17 protein-coding genes are annotated in these 21400 nt (G+C 63.1%); 11 read left to right on the forward strand and 6 right to left on the reverse strand.

What is annotated here, in order from left to right:
* Nucleotides 1-7: 7 nt before the first annotated feature.
* The 3 genes from AC0L3L_RS01040 to AC0L3L_RS01050 all read right to left on the reverse strand — a co-directional run bounded on the left by AC0L3L_RS01040 (nt 8) and on the right by AC0L3L_RS01050 (nt 5862).
* Complete coding sequence (locus tag AC0L3L_RS01040) at nt 8-799, reverse strand: TIGR02186 family protein (RefSeq protein WP_473636223.1); 792 nt, start codon at nt 797-799, stop codon at nt 8-10.
* A complete protein-coding gene (locus AC0L3L_RS01045; RefSeq protein ID WP_292404561.1) occupies nt 799-1722 on the reverse strand; it encodes a sulfite exporter TauE/SafE family protein in 924 nt (307 codons plus the stop codon). Before AC0L3L_RS01045 ends, AC0L3L_RS01040 begins: the two co-directional genes overlap by 1 nt.
* A gap of 192 nt (nt 1723-1914) precedes the next feature.
* Nucleotides 1915-5862 carry a peptidoglycan-binding protein gene (locus AC0L3L_RS01050; protein WP_473636224.1) on the reverse strand — a complete coding sequence of 1316 codons (3948 nt, stop codon included), beginning with the start codon at nt 5860-5862 and terminating at the stop codon, nt 1915-1917.
* 476 nt (nt 5863-6338) lie between these two features.
* Between AC0L3L_RS01050 and AC0L3L_RS01055 the strand changes: the two genes are divergently transcribed.
* The 4 genes from AC0L3L_RS01055 (at nt 6339) to AC0L3L_RS01070 (ending at nt 11367) form a co-directional block, all read left to right on the forward strand.
* Entirely contained in the window at nt 6339-6800 is a 462-nt protein-coding gene (locus tag AC0L3L_RS01055; RefSeq protein WP_095493558.1) for a MerR family transcriptional regulator, read from the forward strand.
* A gap of 305 nt (nt 6801-7105) precedes the next feature.
* Nucleotides 7106-8902: an acyl-CoA dehydrogenase gene (locus AC0L3L_RS01060; protein ID WP_473636225.1), complete on the forward strand. Its 1797-nt coding sequence runs from the start codon at nt 7106-7108 to the stop codon at nt 8900-8902.
* Between the two features lie 56 nt (nt 8903-8958).
* Nucleotides 8959-10128 carry an acyl-CoA dehydrogenase family protein gene (locus tag AC0L3L_RS01065; protein ID WP_473483763.1) on the forward strand — a complete coding sequence of 390 codons (1170 nt, stop codon included), beginning with the start codon at nt 8959-8961 and terminating at the stop codon, nt 10126-10128.
* A gap of 30 nt (nt 10129-10158) precedes the next feature.
* Nucleotides 10159-11367, forward strand: coding sequence for an acetyl-CoA C-acetyltransferase (locus AC0L3L_RS01070; protein ID WP_473636226.1), 1209 nt, complete (start codon nt 10159-10161; stop codon nt 11365-11367).
* Nucleotides 11368-11711: 344 nt separating this feature from the next.
* Here AC0L3L_RS01070 and AC0L3L_RS01075 read toward each other — a convergent pair whose 3' ends face one another.
* Complete coding sequence (locus AC0L3L_RS01075) at nt 11712-11870, reverse strand: hypothetical protein (RefSeq protein WP_473636227.1); 159 nt, start codon at nt 11868-11870, stop codon at nt 11712-11714.
* Between AC0L3L_RS01075 and AC0L3L_RS01080 the strand changes: the two genes are divergently transcribed.
* From AC0L3L_RS01080 to AC0L3L_RS01090, 3 genes are read left to right on the forward strand one after another with little or no spacing between them, the layout of a single operon-like run.
* On the forward strand, nt 11869-14130 hold the full coding sequence (locus AC0L3L_RS01080) for a 3-hydroxyacyl-CoA dehydrogenase NAD-binding domain-containing protein (RefSeq protein WP_473636228.1): 2262 nt from the start codon (nt 11869-11871) through the stop codon (nt 14128-14130). The two genes, AC0L3L_RS01075 and AC0L3L_RS01080, sit on opposite strands and share 2 nt — an antisense overlap.
* 41 nt (nt 14131-14171) lie before the next feature.
* Nucleotides 14172-14822, forward strand: a complete 651-nt coding sequence (locus AC0L3L_RS01085) for a S24 family peptidase (RefSeq protein ID WP_473636229.1) — start codon at nt 14172-14174, stop codon at nt 14820-14822.
* Nucleotides 14823-14831: 9 nt separating this feature from the next.
* Nucleotides 14832-15689, forward strand: coding sequence for a thermonuclease family protein (locus tag AC0L3L_RS01090; RefSeq protein ID WP_473636230.1), 858 nt, complete (start codon nt 14832-14834; stop codon nt 15687-15689).
* Here AC0L3L_RS01090 and AC0L3L_RS01095 read toward each other — a convergent pair.
* The gene (locus AC0L3L_RS01095; RefSeq protein WP_123147398.1) at nt 15652-17301 is read right to left on the reverse strand and encodes a lysine--tRNA ligase; all 1650 of its coding nucleotides are present in this window, start codon (nt 17299-17301) and stop codon (nt 15652-15654) included. The two genes, AC0L3L_RS01090 and AC0L3L_RS01095, sit on opposite strands and share 38 nt — an antisense overlap.
* A 171-nt stretch (nt 17302-17472) precedes the next feature.
* On the opposite strand from AC0L3L_RS01095, the gene AC0L3L_RS01100 reads away from it, so the two are divergent.
* The gene (locus AC0L3L_RS01100) at nt 17473-17883 is read left to right on the forward strand and encodes a tellurite resistance TerB family protein (protein WP_292399336.1); all 411 of its coding nucleotides are present in this window, start codon (nt 17473-17475) and stop codon (nt 17881-17883) included.
* 40 nt (nt 17884-17923) lie between these two features.
* Here AC0L3L_RS01100 and AC0L3L_RS01105 read toward each other — a convergent pair whose 3' ends face one another.
* A complete protein-coding gene (locus AC0L3L_RS01105) occupies nt 17924-18742 on the reverse strand; it encodes a transporter substrate-binding domain-containing protein (RefSeq protein WP_473636328.1) in 819 nt (272 codons plus the stop codon).
* Between the two features lie 287 nt (nt 18743-19029).
* Between AC0L3L_RS01105 and AC0L3L_RS01110 the strand changes: the two genes are divergently transcribed.
* The 3 genes from AC0L3L_RS01110 to AC0L3L_RS01120 all read left to right on the forward strand — a co-directional run bounded on the left by AC0L3L_RS01110 (nt 19030) and on the right by AC0L3L_RS01120 (nt 21259).
* Nucleotides 19030-19761, forward strand: coding sequence for a helix-turn-helix transcriptional regulator (locus AC0L3L_RS01110; RefSeq protein ID WP_095493549.1), 732 nt, complete (start codon nt 19030-19032; stop codon nt 19759-19761).
* Nucleotides 19762-19858: 97 nt separating this feature from the next.
* Nucleotides 19859-20497, forward strand: coding sequence for an acyl-homoserine-lactone synthase (locus tag AC0L3L_RS01115; protein WP_095493548.1), 639 nt, complete (start codon nt 19859-19861; stop codon nt 20495-20497).
* A gap of 15 nt (nt 20498-20512) precedes the next feature.
* Nucleotides 20513-21259: an enoyl-CoA hydratase-related protein gene (locus AC0L3L_RS01120; protein WP_123146566.1), complete on the forward strand. Its 747-nt coding sequence runs from the start codon at nt 20513-20515 to the stop codon at nt 21257-21259.
* Nucleotides 21260-21400 lie beyond the last annotated feature (141 nt).

Raw genomic sequence — 21400 nt, forward strand, 5'->3', positions numbered from 1 at the left:
CATGGGGCTAGTCCTTTCGGAAGACCAGTCTTCCGAGCCAGCCGGTCAGCATGGCTAGCGATATAGCGAAGACGCCGTAGAGAAAGGAATAATCGTGGGCGACGCGGAAGATCGACTGTTCGAAACCGGATTTGCGGATTTCGAGTTGGGCGGAGCTTTCCTTGATGAACAGGCCGCTCTTGAACAGGAACGCGCGTGCCTTGTGGGTGCCGACCGGAACATTGGGGGCAAGTCTGACGGTGGCGCGGAACAGGTTCTGCGACAGGAACTGCACGCCGCCGACGTTCACGCTGTAGAGGCCGGTCGCCGTCTTGCGCTCGCGCAGCGCCGCGGTGAATTCCTGGACTGTCGCCGGATTGTCGCCATCGTCGGCAGGCTGCATGTAGATGTTGGCGGCGCCGAGCGACAGTTGCCTGTAGCTGTTGGGGTCGGTGACGTCCTGCAGCGGCCGCGTCGTCGCCACCGAATAGGACACCGGCACATTCTTGAAGGTTTCGGACTCCAGATTGATCCAGATGCCGAGCACCCTGTCCTTGCGGCGCACGACGACCTTCCGGGCCGGACCCTCAAGCACGACGACGATGTCGTAGCGCCCTTGGCGGGCGACACGCGGGTCGGCATTTTCCAATGAGCCGAAGATGGTAAGGTCGGCACCGGAAAACCCGGCGGTGATTGAGACATAGTCGGTGGACAGGCCGATCTGGATGTTTTCGGTAGCCGGCGTTTGCGCTCTTGCCGGTGACGAGGCGGCGAACAGCGACAGGGAGGCAGCGGCCAGGAACGGCTTAAAGCGCGCCATCAGGTCGGATCCGCGCCGGACAGGGAATACAGGCTGGGCGGTGTCACGAACAGATCGATGGCGAGCCGGAAGGCAACCGCCAGCACCAGCAGTGCGAGCAGCGCCCTGAGCTGCTCGCCGCGCAGCCTTTGGCCGGCCTTGGCGCCGTATTGCGCGCCGGCGACGCCGCCGGCCATCAACAGAAAGGCGAGCATGACGTCGACCGTCTGGTTGGTGGTGGCATGGACCAGCGTGGTGTAGGCCGAGGTGAAGATGATCTGGAACAGCGAGGTGCCGATGACGACGTTGGTCGGCACTTTCAAGAGATAGATCAGCGCCGGCACCATGATGAAGCCGCCGCCGACGCCCATGATCGACGACAGGAAACCGATGCCGGCGCCAAGGCCGAGCACCGGGATGACGCTGACGAAAAGCTTCGAGGCCCTGAACCGCATTTTTAGCGGCAAGCGGTGGATCCAGTTGTGCTGGCCGGATTTCTTCAGCACCGGCGCCGCGCCGCTGCGCGTGGCGCGCAGCGCATTGACGCTCTCGACCAGCATCAGCCCGCCGACGGTGCCGAGCAGCACGACATAGAGCAGCGAGATGAACAGGTCGAGCTGGCCGAGCCTGCGCAAGAAACCAAAGACAAAGATGCCGCCCGTTGAGCCAACGATGCCGCCTGCCAAAAGCACACCGCCGAGCTTGAAGTCGAGCGTGCCGCGCTTCACGTGCGACAATGCGCCGGAGAAGGAGGAGGCGATGACCTGGTTCGCGCCGGTAGCGACCGCGATCGCCGGCGGAATGTTGTAGAAGATCAGCAGCGGCGTGATGAGGAAGCCGCCGCCCACTCCGAACATGCCCGAAAGGAAACCCACCGCCGCGCCCATGGCCAGCAGCACGAAAATGTTGACGGAAATTTCCGCGATCGGGAGATAGATGCCCACCCGTCAGTCTCGATCAGTTTGCCTCTCGACGAATGCAACCGTTGCGGGCATTTCGCGCCTAAAAGCCTATCTCGTTCTTGCGCCGGCCGGGCGGCGAAGTCAAACCTCGCCACGCCGCCGAAACAAAAAACAACTCAATCAGTTAACAGGCAAATGTGTGGCAAAGGCGTCGCGGAAACGACGCATCTGACGTTATTTGCGCGCAAGCAGCGCCTTGACCAGTTTTTCGTCGACCGCGCCCGTCGGCTTCAAGTCGTTGTCGGTCTGGAAAGCCATGATGGCATCCTCGGTTTTCTGGCCCATCACGCCGTCGGCATTGCCGGCCTCATAGCCGTTCTTGTTGAGAATGCGCTGGATGTTCTGAACGACCTTCTTCATGTCGACGCTGGCGGTCGTCTGCGGCGTGCCGTCCTGCCACGATTCGGGAATGTCGGCCGAATTGGCCGCAGGATCGAGCGGCTTCGCCTTCCACAGTTCGGCGGCGGTACGGGCGCGTTCGAGTTGCTCGGGCTTGAGCGCCCTGGCGATCTCGTCGCGCTTTGCCGCCGCATCCTTGTCGCCGGTCTTGGCAACGAGCGCGAACCATTTGTAGGAATCTTCGAGATTCTGCTTCATGCCGACGCCCTTCGCCGCCAGGATGCCGAGATTGAATTGGCTGTCCTTGACACCGAGATCGGCGGCCGCCTGGAACCAGTGCGCGGCCGATTCATTGTCGGTCACGCCGTCCGCAGCCATGGCAAAGAGCACGGCGAGATTGTGCATGGCGCTGGCGTTGCCTTGCTCCGCGGCGAGCTGGTACCACGTCTTCGCCTTCTTGACGTCGCGCGCGACGCCGGTGCCCTTCTCATAGAAGTTGCCGATGCGGTATTCCGCCGGCGCGAAGCCGAGCTCGGCGGCCTTTTCATACCATTTGGCGGCCGCTGCCATGTCTTGCTTGACGCCGCGCGATTCGGCGTAACGCGAGCCGATCTCGAACAACGCCTTGGCGTCGCCGCCGGCCGCTGCGTCACGCAAGGCAGCCGGGCCGGCATCGGCTGGGATGTCGATCTTGGCAGCGGCCGCCGTCGTCGAAGCATCCGCGGGCGTGACCGTGCCGGTCATGTCCGGGGTCGCGGGCGTGGCGGCCGGCGCTGTGGCCATTGGCTCGGTGTCCGCAGCCGTCGGGCCCGCATGTGCCGAGGCTGTCACGTTCGCCGCCGCCGGATCGGGCGACGCCGTTGGAGTGATGGGCGCAGGAACAGGTTCGGCCTCGGGTCCGATTTCCATCGGCGTTTCGGCGTCCGACGGCGCGGCGAGGGCGGTCTGCGCCGGCATGTCGTCTTCGGTTACCGATTCGGACGGCTCTGCCTGCCGGACGACGCGGGCCGGCGCGCTGTCCTGCGCTGCAGTTTGCGCGTCCGTCTTCGGCTCGCTGGCAGTACCGGCCGACGCGGTTTTCGCTGGCTGCGCGGCCGCGATCGGCGCCGCATCGTTGCTCGCCATTTCGACGGGGTCGGAGAAAAAGGCCGCGCCCAGTTGCAGGCCGGCGAGCGCCAGCATGACTGCGGCGGCCGCCATCAGGATCGGCTTGCGCCGCGCCTTGAGCAGGTCGCCGATCCTGAGCGCCTTCACCGGGCCGCTCATCTTCGATTGCCGCTTGAGAGCGTCGGCCTCGGCGGCCGCCGCTTGCGCCGCGCGTCTGGCTGCGGCGATGAAGTCGGCTTTCGATGCATCGGCACTGCCGGGCCTGACCGGCGGTCCGCGTTCGTCGCGCACGCGTTTCAAGATGGCGTTGAGGTCGGGTGGGCCGGAGCCGGGCTCCAGCGGCCGGTTGGCAACCTTCGGATCCAGCGGCTCGTCGAGATCGGCGCTCGGTATCTCGACATCAGGCGCCGAGCCGGCAAGCGGTGGAACGTCTGCCTCCTTCTTACCCTTGAAGACGCGCGCCAGTCCGCCGAGCATCGACTTCCGGCCGCCGGGCTGCTCACTTTTCTCCGTCACAGTATCCGAACCAAGCGCCGCCATGGCCGCGGCCGCAGCGGCTTCGGCCGGCGTACGCGTGCCCGGTTCGCTACGCGAACCTGGTTCATTGCGCATGATGGCCGTGGCATGGCTGTCGAGGTCGGCCATGTCACCCGTCAGCGGCAATGGCTGGTCGATTTCCATGGACGGCGCGTCACGTACGGCCATCTTTGACGGTCGCGCGCCGCGCCAGCTGTCCGGCTCGGCCGATTGCGTATTCAGAAGTTCGCTCACCGCGTCGGTCGGCTCGCCGGTTTCCAGTGAGCCCAGCCGGTCGACGATCTTGAGCAGGGTGTCGTGGATGGCCTCGAAGGTCCTCGAATTGCGCTCGTCGGAACGGCGCGTCAGTGATTCGAGCGTCTTCAGATCCTGGGCGAGGCCAGAAACGGCCGCCGTGTTGGCACTTGAGTCGGCCAGTGAGCGGACGGCGCTCTCGGCTGCCTCGCGCGCAGCGCTGAGGATGGAATCGCGGGTGCCAGCTAGCGACTTCTCGATTTCGTCGAGACGAGGGCTGATGTCCTCGAATTCCGGCAATGGCGTGCCGGGCTTCGAAAGATGCGCCGACAGACCCGCGACTTGCGCCTCCAGGCTGCGGATCAGGGCCGGGTCGATGCCGGCGACTTGTGCCGCCGATGAATCCAGCCGGCTTGAAATATCTTCGAGGCGGCCTTCCAGGCCACGGATCGCCGCTTCGCTTGCGGAATCGGGAACGCGCGTTTCCATGCGCTGGGCCAGCGCGCTGAAGCGGGCGTCGATGGCATCCATGATGCCGGCGCCGTCGATCTGCGGCATGCGCTGGTCCAGCCTGTCGACGACTTCGTCCAGCCGGCGCTCGAGATCACGAAACAGCAAGTTGCCTTGTTCGATCGCGTCGCCTTGGCGGCGCTCCATCATGCCGGACAGCACGTCGAAACGTTGCTCCAGCCCCTGGAAGATATAGTCGGCATCCGGCAATGCAGGCGCCCTGTCGATCTTGTCGGCAATGAGCGCGATCTGCTTGTCGAGACGCTCCATCGCCTGCTCCGGCAAATTGGCCCGGCCGGCAAGATCGTCGACCCGGCTCGACAGCATGTTGAGGCGGTCGATGACCTCGCCGCTGGGGTGAACTTGCGTGACTTCCTCGATCTGCTGGGCAAGCGAGGCGATCCGCTTCTCGATGCGTTCGAAGGGTTCGGGGTCGAATGAATTGGCCTGCGCGGCGACGGTGGATGCGACGATAGCGCGGGAAATCTCGTCCAGCCGCTCGTCGATCATACCGAATGTGCTGCTGCCGCGATTGTCCTGCTGCCTGGCGAAATGATCGACGGCGCTGGCAAGCGTGCGGACCTTCTCTTCGATCGACCGCAGCGACAACGACTCCGGCAAATTGTTGACGGCGTTGCTGATCTGCTCGAGCCGGTCAGTCAGCATCGAAAGACCGGGTGCGTCCGACCGCTTGCGCTGATCGGCATCGACACGATCCTCGAACGCGGTCCAGCGGCGGTCGAAATCGTCCCAGCGGCGGCCAACCGCCTGCACGCTCTCCTCGCGCGCCAGCGTGTCGAGCGCGGCCTTGACCTGCTCCAGTTCGAGCCGGAGCATGTTGACGCTTCTGTCGTCGCTCCTTTCGGCCAGAGTCTGGATGGCGCCGGAAAGCCGCTCAAACTCGACGCCGAGTTCGGCGCTGCCTTTGCCGCCTCCCGATTGACCACCCGGCTCGGCGCTTGCCTGGAAAGCCCGCTCGATGTCCTTGCGCAGCGCTTCGAATTCGCGCTGCAGGCCGGCGGTCATCTGGTGGCGCAGTTCCTCGCGCAGGCCGCGCAATTCGCCGGCGATCTTGCCGACCACGGCGACGCCGTCTTCTTGGCCGCGCACACGGTCGATATCGCGGGCGATCGCCTGGTAACTCTGGTCAAAGGCAGCCGGCTCCGGGCTTTTCGGCGGCGGTGCCGGGCGCGGATCCTCATAGGGCCGGGCGCTGGCATAGCGCGGCTCCGCGCTCGGCCGGCGCGGATCGGGACGCTCGCTCAGGTCCTCGCGCGTCCGCTCCAGCCGCTGCTCCAGCGTTTCCAGGGAACGGTTGAGCTGTTCAAGCGTGGTGTGCGGCCTGCGCTGCCTGCCGACGTTGAGTGTATCGAGATAGGACCGCTTGCTGTTCATCGATGCGCCCGTTCAGAATTACTGCTGGCTTATGACCAGTTTCCCAAAGTCCTGCCGGAAACGAAGGCGGCCGCGCGGCTTGCTGCGGTGGAAGACGAGCTTCCCGGGTTTCACCCACGCTCCGAAAAACCGTGATAAATTCGCTACAGGATAAACACGGGTAACCGACATGCGCACATTTCGCCCAACGTGGTAAACAACGCGTTAACCAAGCTTAAGAAGTTGCAACGTTGTTGGCGGGCTGCCTAAGCGCCGCCGGGCCATGCGCTGGCGGATGCGGCAAAAAGTTCCTCCCCCACAACGCCCTTGCTTCGTGAGGCGGCTATCGGTATAGAATTGACGTAAACGTAAAGGTGCACAGACTGTGCCGTTTGCGATTTGTTTGTTGAAACCACGGTGGAAGCACGCCCCCGCTTCCGCTCAGGCGACGCAAGGTCCGGGACCGCGGCGCCACCAGATGGGGAAAGCCAGTGACCATGAAACTTGTTTCGCCCGGCGAAGCCGCGGCCAATACCAATGACATGTCTGACAAAGCCGGCGAGGATCTTGTCCGCATCGGCGAGATGGCCAAGAAATACGGAGTAACGCTGCGCACGCTGCGTTTCTACGAGGACAAGGGTCTTCTCACTCCGCAGCGCGACGGCTCGACCCGTCTCTACACGCGACGCGACAAGGCTCGGCTGAAGCTGATCCTGCTCGGTCGCAAGGTCGGATTCTCGCTGCGCGACGTCAAGCAGATGATGGATCTGTATGACCCGACTGGCTCCAACACCAAGCAGTTGCGACTGGCGCTCGACAAGTCGGAGAAGCAGCTTGCCCGTCTGCAGAAGCAGCGGGCGCTGATCGACGATGCCATCAACGAGTTGAGCAACTCGATGGCGGCGGTGCGTCAGATGTTGATCGAACGTTCGGCGCCGCAGGCCAGCGCCGCCGGATAATTCGGCCTCGCCGGCTTCCGGTGAACGGCCTTCTGACGAAAGAGAGCCGCGGGGCGTTGGCCGCGCGGCTCTTTCTGCCATCCGGCTGCGTCGGGATGAATTCAATCGTTCCGCACTGGCTTCAATGGTGTAGCGTCGCTACGCTCGCGGGTAAGGCCCCGGAAAAATTTGCCACATCAAAAAATTGACGTTTACGCAAACGTCAACTTTTGCTATCCCAACCTGAACATTGGTCCGCATGCTGTCCCTGATTCATTTTTTAGGGCTTTGATTTCGGAGCCAAGGCCGCATGGTGGAGGAAACGCATGCCGATCTACAGGGCGCCGGTCCAGGACACGTTGTTCGTGCTGAACGAGGTACTGGGCTACCAGCGCTATTCCAATCTTCCCGGATTTTCCGACGCGACGCCTGATGTGGTCGAGGCCATCCTCGCCGAGGGCGCCAAGCTCGCTGAAAATATCATGCAGCCGCTGAACCGCGTCGGCGACATGGAAGGCTGCGTGCGCCATGACGACGGTTCGGTGACGACGCCGAAAGGCTTCAGGGAGGCCTTCGACCAATACCGCGAAGGCGGCTGGATGGGGCTGGCCGCACCCGTCGAATTTGGCGGCCAGGGCCTGCCTTACGCGGTGCATACCGCCGTTTCCGAATATATGATTTCGGCCAACATGTCGCTGATGATGTATCCTGGCCTGACGCAAGGCGCGATCGCGGCGATCATTACCCATGGCACCGACGAGCAGAAGGCGATCTGGTTGCCGAAGCTGGTCGAGGGCGTCTGGACCGGCACCATGAACCTGACCGAGCCGCATTGCGGCACCGATCTCGGCCTGCTGCGCACCAAGGCGGTTCCCAATGGCGACGGCACCTACAGGATTTCAGGCCAGAAGATATTCATCTCGGCCGGCGAGCACGACATGTCGGACAACATCGTCCACCTCGTACTGGCCCGCATCGAGGGCGCACCGGAAGGCGTGAAGGGCATTTCGCTGTTCATCGTGCCGAAGCTCAAGCTCGATGCGTCCGGCAATCCGGGCGAGAAGAACACCGTCTCCTGCGGCTCGATCGAGGAGAAGATGGGCATCCATGGCAATTCGACCTGCGTCATGAACTATGACGAGGCGCAAGGCATGCTGCTCGGCGACGCCAATGGCGGGCTGAAGGCCATGTTCACGATGATGAACGAGGCCCGGCTCGGAGTCGGCCTGCAAGGGCTTTCTCTGTCGGAAGTCGCCTACCAGAACGCTGTGTCCTATGCCAAGGATCGCCTGCAGGGACGCTCGCTATCTGGGCCGAAGGCGCCGGACAAGAAGGCCGACCCTATCATCGTCCACCCCGATATCCGCCGCAGCCTGATGACCATGAAGGCCTTCAACGAGGCCGGTCGCGCACTGGCGCTGTGGACGGCGATTAGGTCCGATATCGCCCACCGCGCCAGTGACGACCAGGACCGCCAGGCTGCCGACGACTACACCGGGCTGATGACGCCGGTGGTCAAGGGCGTGCTCACCGACAAGGGTTTCGACCACGCGGTGATGGCGCAGCAAGTGTTCGGCGGGCACGGCTATATCGAAGAGCACGGCATGAGCCAGTTCGTGCGCGATGCCCGCATCGCCATGATCTACGAGGGTGCCAACGGCATCCAGGCGCTCGACCTCGTCGGCCGCAAGCTGGCCTTGAATGGCGGCCGCGCCGTGCAGACCTTCTTCAAGGAGGTCGGCGAATTCTGCGAGGAGAACCGCACTGACGAGAAGATGGCGCCCTTCACCAAGGCGCTGAAGAAGGGCCTCAACGATCTGCAGGCGGCGACGATGTGGCTGATGCAGAACGGCATGGCCAAGCCCGACAACGCCGGTGCCGCCTCGACCGACTACATGCATCTCTTCGGCTTGGTGGCGCTGGGCTATATGTGGGCGCAGATGGCCAGGGCAGCCGGGGCGAAATTGGCGAATGGCGCCAACGGATCTTCGGCCTTCTACGACAGCAAGCTGGTGACGGCGCGCTTCTTCATGGAGCGGATCATGCCGGAAACGTCGGCGCACCTCGCCCGCATCTCCAGCGGCGCGGACACGCTAATGGCGCTGCCGGCGGAAGCGTTCTAAGCTCGACGTTCCCCTCCCCCTTGAGGGGAGGGGAGCGTTGGCGCGGGAGAAATAGCATGACCAACCCCGCCGAAATCCTCGGCCTCCCCAAACCCGCCTGGGCGGCGGACGAGGTGGGCATGCTCTACGACATGGCGCACCGCTTCATGTCGGAAGAGATCGCGCCGCGCTATGAAGAGTTCGAGAAGAACGAGATGGTCGACCGCGAGAGCTGGCTGAAGGCAGGTGCGGCCGGTCTGCTTTGTGCCTCGATGCCGGAGGAATATGGCGGTTCGGGCGGGACATTCGCGCATGAGAGCGCCATCATCGAGGCGATCGGCCATGTCGGCGTCGACGGTTTCGGCATCGGCTTGCACAATTCGATCGTCGCCCCTTACATCCTCCACTACGGCTCGGAGGAGCAGAAGAAGAAATGGCTGCCGAAACTGGCGACCGGCGAGTTGATCGGCGCCATCGCCATGACCGAGCCCGGCGCCGGCTCCGACCTGCAGGGCGTCAAGACGCGAGCCGAGAAGGATGGCAACCAATACAAGGTCAACGGCTCGAAGACCTTCATCACCAACGGCCAGCTCGCCAACTTCATCATAATCGTCACCAAGACCGATCCGGAGAAGGGCGCCAAGGGCACTTCGCTGATCGTCATCGAGACCGACGAGGTGGAAGGGTTCGAGCGCGGCCGCAACCTCGACAAGATCGGGCTCAAGGCCAACGACACGTCGGAACTGTTCTTCAACGATATGCGCGTGCCGACCTCCAATCTGCTCGGCCACGAGGAAGGCCAGGGCTTCGTTCAGCTGATGCAGCAATTGCCGCAGGAGCGGCTGCAGATCGGCACCGGCGCCATCGCCATGATCGAGCGGGCGCTGGCGCAGACCATCGACTACGTCAAGGAGCGCAAAGCCTTCGGCAAAGCGATTATCGAATTCCAAAATACCCAGTTCAAGCTGGCCGAACTGAAGACCGAAGCGACCATCGGCCGGGTCTTCTACAATGACTGCGTTGCCCGCCATATCGATGGAGGCCTCGACCCGGTGACGGCCTCGATGGCCAAATACTGGCTGTCCGACCTGCAGGGAAAAGTCGTCGACGAATGCCTTCAATTGCATGGCGGCTATGGCTACATGAATGAGTATCCGATCGCCCGCATGTTCCGCGACGCCCGCGTCCAGCGCATCTACGGCGGCACCAACGAGATCATGAAATTGCTGATTGGACGCTCTCTCTGAGAGACTTTCAGCAAACCAAGGAGCAAGAAAATGGCCGAAGCTTATGTCTATGATGCCGTGCGCACGCCGCGCGGCAGGGGCAAGCAGGATGGCTCGCTGCACGAGGTGCCGGCGGTGCGGCTCGGCGCCAAGGTGCTCGAGGCGATCCGCGACCGCAATGGGCTGGATACCGGCACCGTCGACGACATCATTTTCGGTTGCGTCGACCCGGTCGGCGAGGCGGGGTCTGTTATTCCGCGCGCCGCCGCCTTCGAGGCGGGCTACGACACGAAAGCGCCCGGCATGCAGATCTCGCGCTTCTGCGCCTCTGGCCTGGACGCCATCAATTTCGGCGCAGCCAAAATTGCGCAAGGCGCCGACGAGATTGTCATCGCCGGCGGCGTCGAATCGATGTCGCGCGTCGGCATGGGCGCATCCGGTGGCGCCTGGTTCATGGACCCCTCCGTTGGCCTGCCGGGCTGGTTCGTGCCGCAAGGCATCTCGGCCGACCTGATCGCCACGAAATACGGCTTTTCGCGCGACGACGTCGACGCCTATGCGGTCGAGAGCCAGAAGCGTGCTGCCAAAGCCTGGGGCGAGGGCCGCTTCAAGAAATCGGTGATCTCGATCAAGGACCAGAACGGCCTGACCATCCTCGACCACGATGAGCACATGCGGCCGGCGACCGATATGCAGTCGCTGGCGGCACTCAACCCGTCTTTCGTCATGCCCGGCGAAATGGGCGGCTTCGATGCCGTCGCGGTGCAGAAGCATCCCGAGGTGGAAGAGGTCAACCACGTCCATCACGCCGGCAATTCGTCCGGTATCGTCGACGGCGCGGCGGCCGTTCTGCTCGGCTCGAAAAAGGCTGGAAAGACGATCGGCCTGAAGCCGCGCGCGCGCATCCGTGCATTCGCCAATATCGGTTCGGAACCGGTGCTGATGCTGACCGGTCCGGTAGACGTGACCGAGAAACTGCTGAAGCGCGCCAGGATGAAGCTGTCGGACATAGATCTGTTCGAGCTCAACGAGGCTTTCGCCTCGGTGGTGCTGCGCTACATGCAGGCTTTCGATATTTCGCACGACAGGATCAACGTCAATGGCGGCGCCATCGCCATGGGCCATCCGCTCGGCGCCACAGGTGCGATGATCTTCGGAACGGTGCTGGACGAACTTGAGCGTCGCGACCTCGATACCGCGCTGGTGACGCTCTGCATCGGCGCCGGCATGGGCACCGCAACGATCATCGAGCGGGTGTGATGAACAGTCGCCAACCCCTCTTCGTCGCCCTAGCAATGTTGGCCGGTCTTATGGGGTGTACGACCGCGGCTCCTGATCTGCCTGCGTTCGATGCATCGAAGTATGGAATGAACAGTTGCCCGGCCGATCTACGGGAGCGATGCGCCAGTATAGCGGGAAAGACATTCATGTCGTACGGCCCTTTGCAGGTCGAATATCACAATCCTGATGGCAGGACGGTAATCTGGGTCGGCAATCAGCTCCACCAAGGATACTGGTTTGTCCGGCCAGGAACCTTTCGCGGTCGTCTTTGCTACACCTATGGTTCGTCCGCATCGAACTGTGACGGGGACATAACCAAGGGATCACCAGGCAGGCAATTCCGTGATGGTGATCCTTACGATCTCGCGGAACGGACCACTGCGCCCTTTAACCTGTCCAAACTTAGCTTCCGCTCCAATCTCGACGATGTCGATCGATTGTACGCGAACAAATCCGCCGCTGTCGGGGAGTGACACTGCCATGACCTACACCAACTTCACCGTCGAAACCGACGCCGACGGCATCGCGCTCGTCACGTGGGACATGCCGGACCGTTCGATGAACGTCTTCACCTTGGAGGTGATGAACGAACTGGAGAAGATCATCGGCCAGGTCGTCGCGGATGCCGGCATCAAGGGCGCGGTCATCACTTCCGGCAAGGAGACGTTCTCCGGCGGTGCCGATCTCACCATGCTGCAGGAGATGCTCGGCCGCTTCCATGCCGAGAAGGCGAAGGACCCGGAGCGCGCCGCAAAATTGCTCTTCGACGGCGTCGGCCGCATGGGCGGGCTGTGGCGCAAGCTGGAAACCTCAGGCAAGCCCTGGGTCTCGGCGATCAACGGCACCTGCATGGGCGGCGCCTTCGAGATGTCGCTCGCCTGCCACGGCCGCGTCGCGGCGGACAGCGACAAGGTGAAGATGGGACTGCCCGAGGTGAAGGTCGGCCTTTTCCCCGGCGCCGGCGGCACGCAGCGCGTGCCGCGCCTCACCGACCAGCAGCAGGCGCTGCAGATGCTGACCTCCGGCCAGCAGCTTTCCCCGCAGAAGGCGAAGGCGATGGGCCTGATTCACGAGATCGCGCCGGCTGACAAGCTGATCGATGCCGCCAAGGCGATGATCAGGAACGGCCTGAAGCCGGTCGCGCCGTGGGACGAGAAGGGCTTCAAGCTGCCCGGTGGCCCGATCTATTCGGTGGCCGGCGCTAGTCTGTGGCCGCCGGCAATCGCCATCCTGCGTCGCGAGACCTATGGCAACTATCCTGCTGCCGCGGCCATCCTGAAATGCGTCTATGAAGGCCTGCTGGTGCCGTTCGACACCGCGTTGCGCATCGAGCAGCGTTATTTCACCGAAATCATGCAGACCAGGGAAGCGGCGGCGATGATCCGCTCGCTGTTCGTGTCGCTGCAGGAATTGAACAAGGGTGCGCGCCGCCCGGCCGGCGTGCCGGAAACCAGGTTCAAGAAGATCGGCGTGCTCGGCGCTGGTTTCATGGGCGCCGGCATCGCCTATGTTACGGCCAAGGCTGGCATTCCGGTGTTGCTGCTCGACCGCGACACGGAAGCTGCCGCCAAGGGCAAGGCGCATTCGGACAGCCTGATCTCGGATCAGGTCAGGAAGGGCCGCGCCAAGCCGGAGGACAAGGACAGACTGCTGTCGCTGATCACACCGACGGCGGACTATGCCGACCTCGCGGGTTGCGATCTGGTGGTCGAGGCGGTGTTCGAGGACTCGGGCGTCAAGAAGGACGCCACCGAAAAGGCGGAGGCCGTGCTGAAGCCGTCGGCGGTCTTTGCGTCGAACACGTCCACCATCCCGATCACGTCGCTGGCGAAGAATTCGGCGCGTCCGAAGAATTTCATCGGCATCCATTTCTTTTCGCCGGTCGACAAGATGATGCTGGTCGAGATCATTTTGGGTAAGAAGACGGGCGACAAGGCGCTGGCCACCGCGATCGACTTCGTCCGCGCCATCAAGAAGACGCCGATCGTCGTCAACGACACGCGCGGCTTCTACGTCAACCGCTGTGTGCTGCGCTACATGTCGGAGGCCTACAAGATGCTGATCGAGGGCGTTCCGGCGGCAATGATCGAGAACGCGGCGAAGGCCGCAGGCATGCCGGTCGGTCCATTGGCGCTCACGGACGAAACGGCGATCGACCTCGCGCAGAAGATCATGAAGCAGACCATGCGCGATCTCGGCGAAAAGGCGGTCGACCCGAAGCAGATGGCGCTGATCAACTTGCTGGTCGATACGTATGGCCGCTTCGGCCGCAAGAACGGCAAGGGTTTTTACGATTATCCGCAAAAGCCTGCCAAGAAGAAGCTGTGGCCGGGCCTGAAGGATCTCTATCCGCAGTTGGCGCCCGAAAAGGTCGACTATGAGGAACTGAAGCAGCGGCTACTGGTCACCATTGCATTGGAGGCGGCGCGGGTGATGGAAGAGGGCATCGTCACCGATCCGCGCGAGGCCGATGTCGGCTCGATTCTCGCCTTCGGCTTCGCGCCCTTTACCGGCGGCGTTCTGTCTTACATCGACGGCATCGGTGCAAAGAAATTCGTCAAGATCGCCAAAGGTCTGCAGAAGAAATACGGCGCCGAGTTCAAGGCGCCCAAGCTCCTGCTCGACATGGCGGAGAAGGGCGAGACCTTCTACGAACGCTTCGATCCCTATGTCCAGGAGCGAGGCCAGGAAGGCGGCGTCACGCCGCGTTCGGTGATGGACAAGATGGCGGCCACGGGTTAGAACGAAGAAGGTATTTTTTCCTGTTCTGAAGGAGAGCGAAAGTGCTCTCGCATGACCGCGTATGGGCCGCCATCGATGCTCTCGCCGAGCGCTATTCGCTCTCGGCCTCTGGGCTGGCGAAACGCGCGGGCCTCGATTCGACGGCCTTCAACAAGTCGAAGCGGCTGTCCTCGGACGGGCGGCCGCGCTGGCCGTCGACCGAGTCGCTGGCCAAGATCATCGAGGCGACCGGCGCCTCGCTCGACGAATTCACCGGACTGGTCGAAGGCCGGGGCAAGACCGTTCCCGGATCTCTGCCGGCACGGAAATCTTCGGTGCCGCTGCTCGGTTTCGCCCAGGCCGGCGCCGGCGGCTTCTTCGACGATGCCGGCTTTCCCGTGGGGCAGGGCTGGGACCTGATCGAGCTTCCGGCACGGGCGACCGAAACCGCCTATGCGCTGCAGGTTCAGGGCGATTCCATGCTGCCGCTCTACCGCAATGGTGACGTGCTGATCGTCGAGCCGGGCGCCGCCACCCGCAAGGGCGACCGCGTCGTCGTCAAGACCAATGCCGGCGAGGTAATGGCCAAGGTGCTGGACCGTCAGACGGCGAAGTCGATCATGCTGGTCTCGCTCAATCCAGATCACCCGGACCGCGACATCCCGATGCGCGATGTCGAATGGGTGGCGCGGATTGTCTGGGCAAGCCAGTAGGGGCCGCCGGTGCGCCCGCTTCATGCAGCCGCCGCGGTGTTGACGATCCTGGCAATGGGGGCTGCGATTGCCGCAGGTGGCCGCGCCGTGCTGCATGACGAAAATGGGCGCGCCACGGCTCGGGCGCAGGCCGGCATCGCGGCGCAATCCCAAGCGCCTGCTACATCAGCAATTCCGCGACCCAAGGCGGCGGGGCCAGAGGCGCATTCCAGAGCCATCGATCCCGAGGTCGTCGCGCCGCCGCAGCTTCAGCCCGAAGAGCTTGAACGGGTCGAGCCGCGCGCGCCGCTGAGTGAGCTGGCGCTGGCCGGACCGCCCAAGCCGCCCAAAACGAAAATGCCCGACGACTGGAACGGGACAAAACTGTTCCAGCCGGTTGCATCGGCCGCCGGTGTGATCGAGGCCAAGGGCTATTCCGTCGCGATTTCCGCCGTCGACATCGTCAGGCAGGACGAAACTTGCACCGACGGCGGCAAGTCCTGGACGTGTGGCAGCCGGGCGAGAACGGCGTTCCGTGCCTTCCTGCGCGGCCGCGCGGTGGTTTGCGCGGTGCCGCCCGAAGGCGGCCGCGACCTGATCGCCGCCGAATGCCGCGTTGGCAACCAGGATGTCGGTCAGTGGTTGATCGAAAACGGCTGGGCGCGCGCAGCCAAAGGTGGCCCTTACGTCGAGGCCGGCGAGAAGGCGCGTACGGCGAGGAAGGGCATTTTCGGGCCGGTGCCCAGTCTCTCTGGCCTGCCTCCAGCACCAGCCCCTGTCGCGGCAACGCAGCCGACGCAGCCGATTCTCGATCCGTCTGCGACGACTACGCCGCCAACCGAGACGACGGCTACGCCGCCAGCTGACCAGCCAGCGCCTTCTGAATGAGCGCGCGGGTTTCTGCGATGCCGTAAAGGGCGGCGAAGGAACCGAAGCGCGGGCCGCGCTCCTGTCCGATTAAAACCTGGTAGATCATCTGGAAGAAGGCGACGGAGACGCCCGGCCCGCCCTCCGGGCTCTGCTTCGAATGGTCCTGATAGCGTTCGATCTTTCGCGCAACGTTGAGGGCGGCATTCTGGATCACCTCGCCATCGGCATCTGGCGGCAAAGCGGCGAGCGCGTCAGAGAGTTTCGTCAGCGCCTCGCGCTCGACCGCGTCGGCGGCCCGGTACACCTTGGCCGGCTTCACGAAATCGTCGAAATAGCGGATCGCATACTCGGCCAGCCGGTCGAGCTCGGGATGGGTCTTCGGCGTCACGCCTGATGTGTGGCGCGAAATGAACCCCCACAGCACGTCCTTGTTCTGGGCGTTCGAGGCACTGACCAGATTAAGCAGCAGCGCGAACGACACCGGCAGGTCGACTACAGGCGGGTTACCGTCATGCATGTGCCAGACGGGATTTCCCAGCCGCTCCTTCCACTCCTGCCGGCGATAGGCGGACAGAAAGGCGTAATACTCGTCCACCGCCTTCGGAATGACGTCGAAATAGAGCTTCTTGGCCTGCCGCGGCCGCTGGTACATGTAGAGCTCGAGGCTTTCGGTCGGCGCGTAGGTCAGCCACTCGTCTATGGTCAGTCCGTTGCCCTTCGACTTCGAAATCTTCTGGCCGTTCTCGTCCAGGAACAGCTCATAGACGAAATGCTCAGGCGCGCGCCCGCCCAGGATATTGCAGATACGGTCGTAGATCACCGCATTCGTCTGGTGGTCTTTGCCGAACATTTCGAAGTCGACGCCGAGCGCCGCCCAGCGCATGCCGAAATCCGGCTTCCACTGCAGCTTCACCCTGCCGCCGGTTATGGGCAGCGTGGTTTCGGTGCCGTCATCATCGAAGGTGATAGTGCCGGCCTTGGCGTCGACATGCTTCATGGGGACGTAAAGCACGCGGCCACTTTTGGGGGAAATCGGCAAGAACGGACTGTAGGTCGCCTGACGCTCCTCTCCGAGCGTCGGCAGCATCACGTCCATAATCTTATCGAAGCGTTCGGCAGCGCGCAGCAGAACGTCGTCGAAACGGCCAGCCTTGTAGTATTCCGTCGCGCTGGCGAACTCGTAGTCGAAGCCGAACGTGTCCAGGAAACGGCAAAGCATTGCGTTGTTGTGGTCTGCGAAGCTCGCATAGTCGCCGCCGAAAGGATTGGGGACGGACGAGAGCGGCTTGTGCAGGTGCGGCTCGAGTGCGGCGCGATCGGGGACGTTGTCCGGAATCTTGCGCATACCGTCCATGTCGTCGGAAAAGCACAAGATCTTGGTCTTGACCGTGTCCCGGGTAAGGACGCGGAAGGCGTGGCGCACCATCGAGGTGCGTGCGACCTCGCCGAAAGTACCGATGTGCGGCAGCCCCGACGGACCGTAGCCGGTCTCAAACAGGACGGTCTCGGGAAAGTCAGTGTCTTTGTAGCGCTCGACGATCTTCCTGGCTTCCTCGAACGGCCACGCCTTGCTTTCAGCCGCTGCCGCAAGCACCTCGGGATTGAGATCGATGATGTTTGATCCCGCCATGTCACTGTTTTCCAAATTGTTCGCCGGCATCGCCGCAAATAGGGGGCCGGAAGAGATTTTTTCCACCGGTCTCTAGGCGTGCCTGCCGTAGGCGTCAACGATCGCGGCTCTTTTTCCTTGCAGCGTCGGTGCCGCGTTCCTAACTTTGGAGCCCGTTTGAGGAGTTTTTAAATGTCGTTGCCGCCGCATGAAGCCCTGATCTATCTGATGGTCATCACCTCCGCGTCCGATCGCGACATGACCGATGTCGAACTGGCGCGGATCGGCGACGTCGTCCGCTCATGGCCGGTGTTCGAGGACTTCGACCATGACCGGCTGGTCGGCGTCGCCCAGGACTGCCAAAAGATGCTGCACGAAAAGGACGGGCTGGAAGGCGTTTTGGCGCGCGTCGCTGAAGCACTGCCCGAACGCCTGCTTGATACCGCCTATGCCGCAGCCTTCGAGGTTGCGGCCGTCGACCTCGAAATGCGCTTGGAGGAGGTGAGGGTGCTGCAGCTTATCCGTCGCCAGCTCGATCTCGACACGCTCACCGTCGCAGCCATCGCCCGCGCCGCCAAAGCCCGCCTTCGCACGCTGACTTGATCCGGGCCCTGAAGGGTCAGAAGAAGCTGACCGGACCGGATCAGAAAAAACTGACCGGGAAATAGCGCAAATAAAATTCGGCGAAGATGCCCTTCACTGAGATCTGCTGCAGCGCGTAGTTGAATGCCGCGGCCAGCGCCGGATCGTTGGCCCTGGTGGCGATGGCCATTCCCGAGCCCAGATATTCTGGCGCCAGATAGGGGCCGCCGGCGAAGCGGCAGCATGCTGCGGCATCCGAACCGCCCAGCCAGAAGGCGAAGCGCATGCCGTCGCCGAAGGCGGCGTCGACCTTGCCGGCCTTAAGATCATCATAGAGTTCTTCCGGCCGGCCGAAGGGTACGACCTGAACGGTGCTGAAATAATCGCGCAGCATGCGCTCATGCGCGGAGCCGGCCACCACGCCGACGCGCCTGCCGCGCAGCCTGTCGAAGATCGGTTCCGCGAGCGCCTTTGTCTTCGGCATGATGAAGCGTGCCGGAAACTGCAGGTAGGAGTGCGAGAAGGCATATTTCGACCGCGACTCCGGCGTGGCGGCGATGCCGGCAATGATCGCTTCGCCTTCGCCCTTCTGCAGCGCCCCTTCGAGCTCGGCCCAGGGCAGTGCCTGGATCTGGCATTTTTCCGCGATGCCGAGTTCGGCGCAGATGGCGCGCGCCAGATCGACGTGGAAGCCGGACAGGCGGCCCGCCCCGTCGAGGAAGTTGAACGGCGGGAAATCGGTGGTGGTCAGGAATCTCAGACGCGGCAGCGCGGAAAGGTCAGGCTTCGGCAGCCGCTCCTTTGCATCCCACAGCACCGGCACTTGCGGCTCCGCGGCACGCGCTGCCGTGAGCCACTGTGCCCCCGTCATTGCCAGCATCAAGACGACGGGTATCCACCGAATTGCCACGATCGAGCTCCGCCCTGTCCTGTCCAATGTGGCTTTTGGTACGAAAATGACACAGGCACAACGGTTTTTGATTTCATCACGCCGATTTAGGGTTATGCTTCAGCGAGCTTGCAAACATGTGTGGCGTCGGCTGGAGGGTAGCTGCAAGGCGCTGCAAACAGAGAGGAGCAGGTTTGTAATCCGGGGTCGATGGCAAAGTGCAGGTAGCACTGGACCGTTGATCTTAACGCGGAAGGCAACATGGGGTAGATGTTGCGATGGGCCACTTCGATCGTACACTGGAATTCATAGATCAGCTGCAGCACGCCAACACGGCGGCCGCGGTCTGCGAAAAACTGCTTGGCATAACCTCGGAGTTCGGCCTGACGGCGCTGATGGCCGGAACGGTTCCGCAACCGGGCACGCCAAGAGGCCAGCAAAAGGACCATGTGCTGCTTTGCGAGTGGCCGGGAGAATGGCTCGAGCGCTATGTGGCGCGCAACTATGTCGACCACGACCCCGTCGTCAGCCACATGAAGCAGCTTCAGGCGCCGTTCCAGTGGCGGGAGGCGTCCCAGAGCATCCGCATCGACAAGAGCAGCGGCGAAGTGATGGGCGACGCCGGCGAATTCAAGCTGCGCGACGGTTTGGCCTTCCCGCTGGTTACGCTCGATGGCCAGATCGTCATGGTGTCGCTCGGCGGCGAAGCCGTCGAATTGTCTGGCGCCGATTTCGGACTGGTGTCGCTGGCCGCGACCTATGCGATAGGCCGTGCCATGCAACTCCACACGATGGCGGCCCAGACCATCGACCACGTCGAACTGACGCCGCGTGAGCGCGAATGCATGCAATGGGCCGCCGTCGGCAAGTCCGAATGGGAGATTTCACAGATTCTCGGCATTTCGGAACACACGTCAGAGAAACACCTTCTTAACGCCAAAAGCAAACTCGGTGCCGTCAACCGGGTGCAGGCGGTCGCGGAAGCGATAAGGCGCGGCTATATTAGCTAGCTCGGCCGTGCCGGCCTAGAAATTCTTGCCTACGTGATCGCGTAATTTTCTCGGGACAGCCCGGCCGTATCTTCCTATTGAACCTAGGAGACGGCAGATGCTTTTTTCCCTTACCACACAGGAACTTATGGAACGTCCCGACCTTTGGGAGGCCGTTCATCGTTTGCGCTACAAGATTTTCGTCGAGGAGATGGGCTGGACCGACCTGCAGCGCCCCGATGGCCTTGAGATCGATCAGTTCGACCATGACGAGGCGGTGCATCAGCTCGTCGTCCGCAATGGCGAACTCGCCGGTTATCAGCGGATGTTGCCGACAACGCGGGCGCATCTTCTGACCGAGGTGCTGGCGGACCTCTATGAAGGGACGCCGCCGTCCGGCCCGAACGTTTGGGAATTGACCCGCTACGCGGTGGCGCCGGGCTTTCGTGACGGCAAGCGCGGCGTCTCGACGGTCGGCACCGAGCTCATTGCCGGCTTCGTCGAGTGGGGGCTGAAGCGGAACGTCAACCAGGTGATCATCGAGTTCGAGCCGATGTGGGTCCTGCGGGCGCTGCAGTTGCACTTCCTGGCGAAGCCGCTTGGCTACCAGCGCACCTATGGCAACCAGCAGGTCGTCGCCACACTGCTCACCTTCAACGAGCATACGCTTGAGGTGGTGCGTTCTCGTCGCAGTCATTTCGCGCCGGTGCTGGCCAGGGGATATCCCGACAGGCTCGGAATGAGGCAGGCCTCGTGAGAATTGGAGACAGCCATGAACATCCACCCGCAAACAGAGTTTCGGAATCATACCCTGATTGTCACGGTGTCGTCGGAAGACGGCCGGCCAGTGCTGGACGGGCGAGCTTATGAAAGCCTGGCCAAGATCTTCCACGAAGCCGCAATCGACGATGATGTGCGCGTCGTGGTGCTGCGCGGCCTCGCCGGCTGCTTCTGCCTCGGCGGCGATTTTTCCGAATTCCTCGACGCCACCAAGCATCAAAGATTGATCGCCGCCGTCACCGACATGTTCCGCACGTTGGCGACGTTCCCGAAACCGGTCCTTGCCTGCGTCGATGGCGACGCCGTCGGCGTCGGCTGCACCATCCTGTTCCATTGCGACATGGTGATCGCATCTGATGAAAGCACGTTCCGGGTGCCGTTCGTCGATTTCGGCCTCGTGCCGGACGCGGCGACCAGCATCCTGGCGCCGCAGAAACTCGGTTATGCCGGCGCTTTCCGCTTCTTCTGCCTGGGCGACACGCTCAGTGCCGAGGACGCCAGGTTGCTTGGCCTGGTCACGGAGATCGTGGTGGGCGATGTCGAGGAAGCCGCACTTGGCAGAGCCAGGCAACTCGCCAAGAAGCCGGTCGCCGCACTGCTGCAGACGCGCGACCTGCTCAAGGGCGACACGGGCGCGCTCTGCGATCGCATTGACCAGGAGATTTCGCTGTTTCAGCAGGCTTTGCAGGACGATACCACGCTGCGGCGGCTGCAGCGGATTGCTCGGCTGGCGGCATGAGAAGTCATTCGGCAGAATGACAGGAACATCTGGAATCGTGGGGGGGGGGGGGGGGGGGGGGGGGGGGGGGGGGGGGGCGGGGGTGGGGGGGGGGGGGGCCGCGGCCCCGGGGGGTGGGGGGGTTTTTTTGGGAGGGGGGGG

The sequence above is a fragment of the Mesorhizobium sp. WSM4849 genome, from assembly GCF_055811385.1.